Raw genomic sequence first — 8779 nt, 5'->3', positions numbered from 1 at the left:
TAGTAACACATTTATTAGTTTGTAAATGTGTCTACCTATATCAGGATAAGACAAACCCTTTCTGAAGTAATGAAAAGGAGGGCGTTCCTTTGCATTTTCAATTAAATTCCATAGCTTTGTTCTTTGAAAACCTATATATAAAACCCTACGAATATGACCAAATTTGAAATAGAAGAGAAAATAGTCTCCATGCTCAAGACCGTATTCGACCCGGAAATACCGGTAAATGTATACGACCTGGGACTGATTTACAAAATAGACGTCTCCGACCAGGGAGAAGCCTCCATCGACATGACGCTGACTGCCCCCAACTGTCCGGCAGCCGACTTCATCATGGAAGATGTGCGCCAGAAGGTGGAATCCATCGACGGCGTAACCTCCGCCACCATCAATCTCGTTTTCGAACCCGAGTGGGACAAGGACATGATGAGCGAAGAAGCGAAACTGGAACTGGGATTCCTTTAAATCAGTTGAAAGTTCAAAGTTGAAAATGGAAAGTTGAAAATGAAGAATGTATATTTCCTCTCGGATGCTCACCTGGGCTCACGAGCCATCGAACACGGACGAACCCAAGAACGGAGGCTGGTCAACTTCTTGGACAGCATCAAGCACAAGGCATCGGCCGTATACCTGCTGGGAGACATGTTCGACTTCTGGTACGAATTCCGTACCGTAGTGCCCAAAGGATACACCCGCTTTCTGGGCAAGCTGTCCGAACTGACCGACCTGGGAGTAGAAGTCCACTTTTTCACGGGAAACCATGACCTTTGGTGCGGCGACTATCTGACCAAGGAGTGCGGCGTCATGATACACCGCGAACCGCTGACCACCGAAATCTTCGGAAAAGAGTTCTACCTTGCCCACGGTGACGGGCTAGGCGACCCGGACAAGAAGTTCAAGATGCTGCGCGCCATGTTCCGCAGCCGTACCCTACAGACGCTGTTCTCTGCCCTGCACCCCCGCTGGAGCATGGAGCTGGGACTGAACTGGGCCAAGCACAGCCGCTTGAAACGCATAGACGGGAAAGAACCCGCATACATGGGAGAAAACAACGAATACCTGGTGCTCTACACCAAGGAATACCTGAAAAGCCATCCCAACATCAACTACTTCATCTACGGTCACCGCCACATCGAACTGGACCTGATGCTGAGCAGTACCGCCCGCATCCTCATCCTCGGCGACTGGATAAACTACTTCTCGTACGCCGTCTTTGACGGCGAGAACCTCTTCCTTGAGAATTTTGTGGAGGGAGAGACGAAGCTATAACCCGCATTTCCAAACTGTTAACCATCATACCATTACCACCCATGAAACCTTTAAGACTGAAAAACATGATTGCCGGATGCCTGCTCGCAGCAGGAGCATTGCCGATATGGGGACAATCCGGCGCCCCGACACTTGTCATCCGCATTGACGATCTCGGTGCCCTGCATTCCGTCAACGAAGCCTGCATCCAGACCTACCGCTCGGGTATTGCCCGCAGCGTGGAAGTGATGCCCGTAGCAGCCTGGTATCCAGAAGCCATCAAGATGCTGAAAGAAAATCCGGGACTGGACGTCGGCCTGCACCTCGTCATCACCAGCGAGTGGGAGAACGTGAAGTGGCGTCCGCTGACCCACTGCCCCAGCCTGACGGACGAGAACGGCTATTTCTACCCGATGATGTTCCCTAACCCCGCCTATCCGGGACAGTCCATCATGGAGCAGAAATGGGACATCAAGGAGATAGAGCAGGAGTTCCGCGCGCAGATAGAGACGACGCTGAAAAGCATTCCGCAACTCAGCCATCTGTCCGGACACATGCTCTCCACCGGTTTCAGCAAAGAAGTGAACGAGCTGGTGCAACGGCTCGCCAAAGAATACAACCTGCCGTCCATCGACCGCATGGACTCCTCCAAGGACTACCGGTTTACCTACATCGGGTACGACGGCCCCAAAAGAACCGCCGAAGAAAAGGAGGCCAGCTTCATCAAAGCATTGGAGAAGTTGCAGCCGGGCCAGCGCTACCTTTTCTTAGACCACCCGGCACTGGACAACGATGAAATGAAAACCGTCTTCCACATCGGATATGAGGACGTGGCGCTGGACCGCCAGGGAGTGACCGACCTGCTGACAAGCCCCCGCGTCCGGAAAGCCATTGAGGACAAAGGCATAAAGCTGATTTCCATCAACCAACTGACCAAGGGCCTGCCCCGCGCCGCCGCTACTCCGAAGCTGGACAAGGCCATGAACAGATATCTGGATGCCGTAAAGAAAGCCGGACAAGACCTGCACAGTATCATGATTGTGCAACACGGCAATGTCATTGCCGAAGAATGGATGGGCGAAGGGAAAGAGGATGAGCCTCACATCCTGAACTCCGTCAGCAAGACATTCACCGCCACCGCCGTGGGACTTGCCGCCTCCGAAGGCAGGCTGAAGCTGACGGACAAGGTCATCTCCTTCTTCCCCGACAAGCTTCCGGCAACCGTCAGCGAAAATCTGGCAGCCATGACCGTACGCGACCTGCTGACCATGAACTGCGGGCACGACACCGACCCCACCGGAACGGTACGCAAAAAGGCGGACGCCGATTGGGTGCAGGAGTTCCTTGCCTTCCCCGTGGAGCACAAGCCCGGTACCTTCTACACCTACAACAGCCTGGGAACCTACATGCTCTCAGCCATCGTACAGAAAGTGACGGGCGAGAAAGTGGTGGATTATCTCTATCCCCGTCTGTTCCGCCCGCTTGGCATCGTCAACGCCCGGTGGCAGGAAAGCCCGCAAGGCATCAATACCGGAGGCTGGGGGTTGTACCTCAAAACGGAAGACCTTGCCAAGATGGGACAACTGTTCCTGCAGAAAGGAAACTGGAACGGACAGCAGATTCTGCCCGAAGAATGGGTAAAGGAGGCATCTGCCTGCCAAGTGCCCTCACTGCCCGCCGGCATGAAACCGGAGATGCTGAAGAAAGCGAAGATGAGCGCCAAGACAAGCGACTGGCTGCAGGGCTACGGCTACCAGATGTGGCGCTGCCGCCACAACGCCTACCGTGCCGATGGTGCCAACGGACAATACATACTGGTGTTGCCGGACAAGGATGCTGTCATTGCCGTCACCGCCAACATCCCCGACATGCAGGCAGAGCTGAATCTAATATGGAAGTACCTGCTGCCCGCGCTATAAAACGTTTATTCTTATAAATGATTACGAAAAAGTGAAGGTTACCGGAACTTTTTCCCGGCATGGTTGTAGTAACATCATAACATTAAAAACATTAGCGTCATGGATGATATGATTTACAGAAACGACCCGATTGCCGAAGAGAACATAGACCCGCACGGACGTCCGGCAACGGATGAATTCGAGGAATGGAGCGAAGAGGTCTCCGAACGGACAGATACCGGATACAAGGACCAGAAAGTAAAATCCGCCAAGGAACGGGAGAAACGTATCCGGGAGATGGATGAAATTATAAAGAAGGACCTTAAGGAATAAATAGACAGCCACCACAGATAGCACAGATTCTCACAGATTAGTCTCTTATACTTGATATCAGAGCTTCCAATCTGTGAGAATCTGTGCTATCTGTGGTGACTGTCTATTATTTGTATCCGCCAGCCTTGGCTATGCGTTTCGGGATTTCCGTGTTGTCCATCTTACCCACGAACAGCTTGGAACCTGCACCTACTGCGAATACCGGCACATATCCGGCTGTATGGCCACCGCTGGTCCAGCCTACCATGGCAATCTGGCTCATCACCTTCTTGGCGGCAACGGCCAGGGGCTCAGTCTTGGCATAAAGACTTTCCTCAAACACTACATGCTTGTTCACAAATGATTCTTCGTAAGCATCACGCAGCATCTTCTCCTGCTCCCAGCTCACCGGCAGCTCTTTCCAGAAACCCATCTTTTCTGCCAGGAATTCCTTCATTTCCGGCCAGTTGATAACCTTGCGCATCTTGCGTAAATCCGTGATGGAACGTGAAAGGATATCCTGAGACTGCTTCTGCTTGGCAAGGGCTTTCAGTTGAAGCTCGTACTTACCGGTACCCAGCCCCAGACCGCCGGTTTCATGGTCGGCAGTTACCACAATCAGCGTTTCTTTGGGATGCTTCTTATAGAACTCGTAAGCCACCTTGATGGCGTTGTCCATATCCACCACTTCCTCAAAGACTGTGGCGGGGTCGTTTCCGTGGCAGGCCCAGTCAATCTTTCCACCTTCAACCATCAGGAAGAAACCCTTGTTACTGCCTTTGGTCAGGAAAGAGATGGCACTCTCGGTAATTTCGGCCAGTGTCAGGTCGCCTTCCTGGCGGTCGATGGCATAGGGCAGACAAGAAGGCTCTGCCCCTTCTTTCTGGATAAGAATCATCTTGTCCGCCTGGGCAGACTTCGACTTGTATTCGTCAAGGCCTCTTGCAACGGTATAGCCGGCTTCTTCAAAGATAGGGAAGATGCTCGGAGCCTCTTTCTTGTCGGCAGTAGTAGTCGGTTTCAAGAAACCACCGCCTGCATAGAAGTCGAAACCGGCTTTCGGCAGGTCGAGGGCTATCTCGTAATACATACCACGGTCCGGCTGGTGGGCATAGAATGCAGCGGGAGTAGCATGGTCTACACTGACGCTGGTAGTTACCCCAACTTTCTTACCGGACTTTTTGGCTCTCTCGGCCACACTCTGAAGCACACTCTTGTTATCGTCCATACCAATGGCGCCGTTATAGGTCTTTGCACCGGTAGCCAGGGCTGTTCCGGCAGCAGAAGAGTCAGTCACCGAGTTGGTGGCAGAAAAGGTAGTTGCCATGCTGGCAACCGGGAAAGAAGTGAACAGCAAAGGCTTTACACCGATGCGCCCTTCTTGTTCGGCCAGATACATCTCCGTACCGTTCACCTGGTTCACACCCATTCCATCACCGATGAAATAAAACACGTACTTCGCCTGCTGGGCATAGGCCATGCCGCTGGTCAGCAGTACAAAGAACAACACATTCATTAATCGTTTCATAAGCAGTTCTTATTTAAAGTTATTCGAGAAATTGCCTTTATTGTTTTTAACCGAGTAACAAAGATAGGTATTTTAAAGGATTCGGAAAACATTTCGCCCCTACAAATACATTACATATTTGCAGGGGCGAAACCACATCCGGACTCCGGGAAGCCGGAACCGGGAAATATTACAGCGATATTACTTCTTCAGAATATCCATCGTGTCCGAAGCAATCATCAGTTCCTCGTCAGTGGGGATTACCACCACCTTCACCTGAGAATCTTCGGTAGAGATAACCATTTCTTCACCGCGTACTTTGTTCTTCTCGGCATCCAGCTTTATGCCCATGAATTCCAGGCCTTCACATGCACCCCAGCGGGCACTTGCCTGATTCTCGCCGACACCACCGGTAAATACCACGATATCCACACCACCCAAAGCAGCGGCATAGGCACCGATATATTTCTTGATGCGGTAGAAGTACATTTCTTCAGCCAGAACAGCCTTCGGATTGCCGGCAGCTACGGCATTTTCCAGGTCGCGCATGTCACTGGATTCACCGAAGATACCCAGCACACCGCTCTTCTTGTTCAGCAGGTTGGAGATGCCGTTGGCATCCAGACCCTCTTTCTCCATGATGAAGGAAACGGCACCGGCATCAATATCACCACTGCGGGTACCCATCATCAGACCTTCCAGCGGGGTCAAGCCCATGCTGGTGTCTACACACTTACCGTCCTTGATGGCAGTAATGGAACCACCGTTGCCAATGTGGCAAGTGATGATTTTCTTTCCTTCCGGCTCTACACCTAGGAACTCGCAGACGCGCTGCGATACGTAGCGGTGTGAGGTTCCGTGGAAACCATAACGGCGTACGCCGTACTTTTCATAAAGTTCGTAAGGCACGGCATACAGATAGGCATGCTTCGGCATGGTCTGATGGAAAGCCGTATCGAACACACCAATCTGCGGAACATTAGGCAGAATGGCAGATATTGCATTTACCCCCTTCAGGTTAGCAGGATTGTGGAGCGGAGCCAGGTCGTTGCAGGCAGTGAAGGCGGCAAGCACTTCCGGCGTCAGCCGTACAGACTCGCTGAACTTTTCGCCTCCATGCACCATACGGTGACCTACGGCATTGATTTCGTCCAAAGACTTGATGGCTCCATATTCAGGGCTTGTCAAAGTGTTCAGGATAAATTCCACACCTACGGTATGCTCTGGAATGTCCTTCTCAAGAACTTTCTTCTCGCCACTGGGCAAGGTGAACTTCAGGAAAGAGTCCTTCAAACCAATTTTTTCGATACCACCCTGGGCGATAACTTCTTTCCGGTCCATATCAAACAATTTGTATTTGATGGACGAGCTACCGCAGTTCAATACTAAGATTTTCATACTATATATCAGATTTAAAAGTTATTCAGCATTCTTTTTGGCAGCAATGGCCTGATTGGCAGTGATGGCAATCATGCGATACACATCCTCGATGGAGCAACCGCGTGAAAGGTCGTTCACCGGACGGGCGATACCTTGTAGGATAGGTCCTACGGCATCAGCATGTCCCAGACGTTGCACCAGTTTGTAGGAGATGTTGCCCACTTCGAGGCTGGGGACAACCAATACGTTAGCATGTCCGGCGATAGAAGAACCCGGAGCCTTGCTTGCACCTACTTCCGGCACCAAAGCTGCATCGGCCTGCAACTCACCGTCGATGGCAATATCGGGAGCCATCTCCTTGGCAATCTTCAATGCCTCAACCACTTTATCCACCACTTCGTGCTTGGCAGAGCCCTTGGTAGAGAAGCTCAGCATGGCAACTTTCGGGTCGAGACCGGCAACTGCCTGGGCTGTACGTGCCGTACATACGGCAATCTGTGCCAATTGTTCTGCATCGGGCACCGGAGTCACAGCCACGTCACCCATCACCAGGATACCGTTCTTTCCATATTCAGGAGCATGTGTCAGCAGCAGCATGGCACCCGAAACGCAAGTGATGCCCGGGGAAGTCTTGATAATCTGCAAAGCAGGGCGAAGTACATTACCCGTAGTGTTGCGTGCACCTGCCAACTGGCCGTCAGCGTCGCCGTTCTTTATAATCAGGCAGCCCAGATAAAGCGGATCGACAACCAACTTGCGAGCCTCTTCGATGGTCATGCCTTTCTTTTTGCGGAGCTCGCAAAGCAGTTGGGCATATTCTTCTTTCTTAGGATGGTCTTCCGGGTCGATAATGGTAGCTTTGTTTATATTTCCCAGCCCCCACTCTTTGGCACAAGCCTCTATCTCGGCAGGTTTTCCAAGGATAATCAAGTTGGCTACTCCGTCAGTCAGGATTTGATTGGCAGCTTTCAGTGTACGCTCTTCCGTACCCTCGGGAAGAACAATTCGTTGGCGGTTTGCTTTGGCACGCTCAACAATTTCGTTAATTAATCTTTGCATGATATTTTAATTGTCTATTAAGAATCGGCAGTATGTGTTATTCACGCCGCAAAAGTACACAATTTTGCAATATCTACATTGCAAACATCGGTCTTTTTACCGTTCAGACCATAATTATTATAATATTTAACATTAGGTATTCCCAGCATTCATGTGTACGCACACGTGCCCCTCTGCAACAAACAATTACCCGTCCGGCAGGAACAACCCGCCCGACTCTACAAACGACATAAAAAAAATCAGGATACAACGATAACAAGCAATACATAGAATACCTACCTTTGCAGCGTTTTCAACGTATAACAATAGGTATTATAATAATATGATTCGTCAATGCGCCATCCTTTTCGGATGCTTAGCTTTGGGTGAACTGATTGTTTTCTTTACGGGTATCAAGTTACCTTCCAGCATCATCGGTATGCTGTTGCTCACCCTATTCTTGAAATTGGGTTGGATTAAACTGCACTGGGTGCAGGGTATGTCCGACTTCCTGGTTGCCAACCTGGGCTTCTTCTTCGTACCGCCCGGTGTAGCTCTCATGCTTTACTTCGATGTCATCGCCTCCGAGTTCTGGCCGATAGTGACCGCTTCCATAATCAGCACCCTGCTGGTGATTGTAGTCACCGGATGGGTTCATCAACTAACACGTAAAATCAAATGAACTTTTTAGAAAACGAATTTTTCCTATTGGCTGTCACCTTCGGGATTTTCTTTCTGGCCAAACTCCTGCAGAAAAAGACCGGCATCATGTTGCTGAACCCCATCCTGCTGACAATTGCCATCCTCATTGTCTTCCTGAAGATGACACATATCAGTTATGAGACCTACAATGAAGGAGGACATCTGATAGAATTCTGGCTGAAACCCGCTGTTGTAGCCCTGGGAGTCCCCCTATACCTCCAATTGGAAACGATTAAGAAACAGCTGCTCCCCATCATGCTGTCACAACTTGCCGGCTGCATTGTGGGAGTTATCTCTGTCGTGCTGATAGCTAAATTGATGGGGGCTTCCGACGAGATTATCTACTCCCTGGCGCCCAAGTCGGTCACTACGCCGATAGCCATGGAAGTAACTAAGTCGCTGGGCGGCATTCCCTCACTTACCGCCGCCGTAGTGGTCTGTGTAGGCTTGCTGGGAGGAATACTGGGCTTCAAGACCATGAAACTGACCCACATCGGCAGTCCTATGGCACAAGGCCTTTCCTTGGGAGCCGCCGCCCACGCGGTAGGAACTTCCACAGCCATGGACATCAGCCGCAAATACGGCGCATTCGCCAGCCTCGGCCTGACCCTGAACGGTATTTTCACTGCATTGCTGACCCCAACTATTCTGCGATTATTAGGGCTACTCTAACAAAATCTTCTTATTTTTGTTA

General features: G+C 50.8%; 9 protein-coding genes. 6 read left to right on the top strand and 3 right to left on the bottom strand.

Features of this window, described 5'->3' with window-relative positions; translation table 11 throughout:
• Nucleotides 1-153 precede the first annotated feature (153 nt).
• The 4 genes from DXD78_RS20085 (at nt 154) to DXD78_RS20070 (ending at nt 3479) form a co-directional block, all read left to right on the top strand.
• The gene (locus tag DXD78_RS20085; RefSeq protein WP_005824875.1) at nt 154-465 is read left to right on the top strand and encodes a metal-sulfur cluster assembly factor; all 312 of its coding nucleotides are present in this window, start codon (nt 154-156) and stop codon (nt 463-465) included.
• Nucleotides 466-504: 39 nt separating this feature from the next.
• Complete coding sequence (locus tag DXD78_RS20080) at nt 505-1269, top strand: UDP-2,3-diacylglucosamine diphosphatase (RefSeq protein ID WP_005824878.1); 765 nt, start codon at nt 505-507, stop codon at nt 1267-1269.
• 41 nt (nt 1270-1310) lie between these two features.
• Entirely contained in the window at nt 1311-3167 is a 1857-nt protein-coding gene (locus DXD78_RS20075) for a serine hydrolase (RefSeq protein ID WP_035449873.1), read from the top strand.
• 99 nt (nt 3168-3266) lie between these two features.
• The gene (locus DXD78_RS20070; RefSeq protein ID WP_005824882.1) at nt 3267-3479 is read left to right on the top strand and encodes a hypothetical protein; all 213 of its coding nucleotides are present in this window, start codon (nt 3267-3269) and stop codon (nt 3477-3479) included.
• A 106-nt stretch (nt 3480-3585) separates the two neighbouring features.
• On the opposite strand, the gene DXD78_RS20065 is transcribed toward DXD78_RS20070, so the two are convergent.
• From DXD78_RS20065 to pta, 3 genes are all read right to left on the bottom strand, one after another.
• On the bottom strand, nt 3586-4986 hold the full coding sequence (locus tag DXD78_RS20065; protein WP_117652919.1) for an alkaline phosphatase: 1401 nt from the start codon (nt 4984-4986) through the stop codon (nt 3586-3588).
• 180 nt (nt 4987-5166) lie between these two features.
• Nucleotides 5167-6363 carry an acetate/propionate family kinase gene (locus DXD78_RS20060; RefSeq protein WP_005834728.1) on the bottom strand — a complete coding sequence of 399 codons (1197 nt, stop codon included), beginning with the start codon at nt 6361-6363 and terminating at the stop codon, nt 5167-5169.
• A 21-nt stretch (nt 6364-6384) separates the two neighbouring features.
• A complete protein-coding gene (gene pta, locus DXD78_RS20055; RefSeq protein ID WP_117652918.1) occupies nt 6385-7404 on the bottom strand; it encodes a phosphate acetyltransferase in 1020 nt (339 codons plus the stop codon).
• Nucleotides 7405-7726: 322 nt separating this feature from the next.
• On the opposite strand from pta, the gene DXD78_RS20045 reads away from it, so the two are divergent.
• Together DXD78_RS20045 and DXD78_RS20040 are read left to right on the top strand one after the other, a co-directional pair.
• Entirely contained in the window at nt 7727-8065 is a 339-nt protein-coding gene (locus DXD78_RS20045; RefSeq protein WP_005824896.1) for a CidA/LrgA family protein, read from the top strand.
• Nucleotides 8062-8757 (top strand): LrgB family protein, encoded by a 696-nt coding sequence (locus tag DXD78_RS20040; protein WP_005824898.1) that lies wholly within the window; start codon nt 8062-8064, stop codon nt 8755-8757. The genes DXD78_RS20045 and DXD78_RS20040 overlap by 4 nt, the downstream gene beginning before the upstream one ends.
• Nucleotides 8758-8779: the final 22 nt, after the last annotated feature.

The sequence above is a fragment of the Bacteroides sp. D20 genome, from assembly GCF_003436255.1.
Lineage (GTDB): Bacteria > Bacteroidota > Bacteroidia > Bacteroidales > Bacteroidaceae > Bacteroides > Bacteroides uniformis.
Note: the sequence above shows the minus strand (reverse complement) of the source record. Positions and strands in the feature narration are given on the sequence as shown.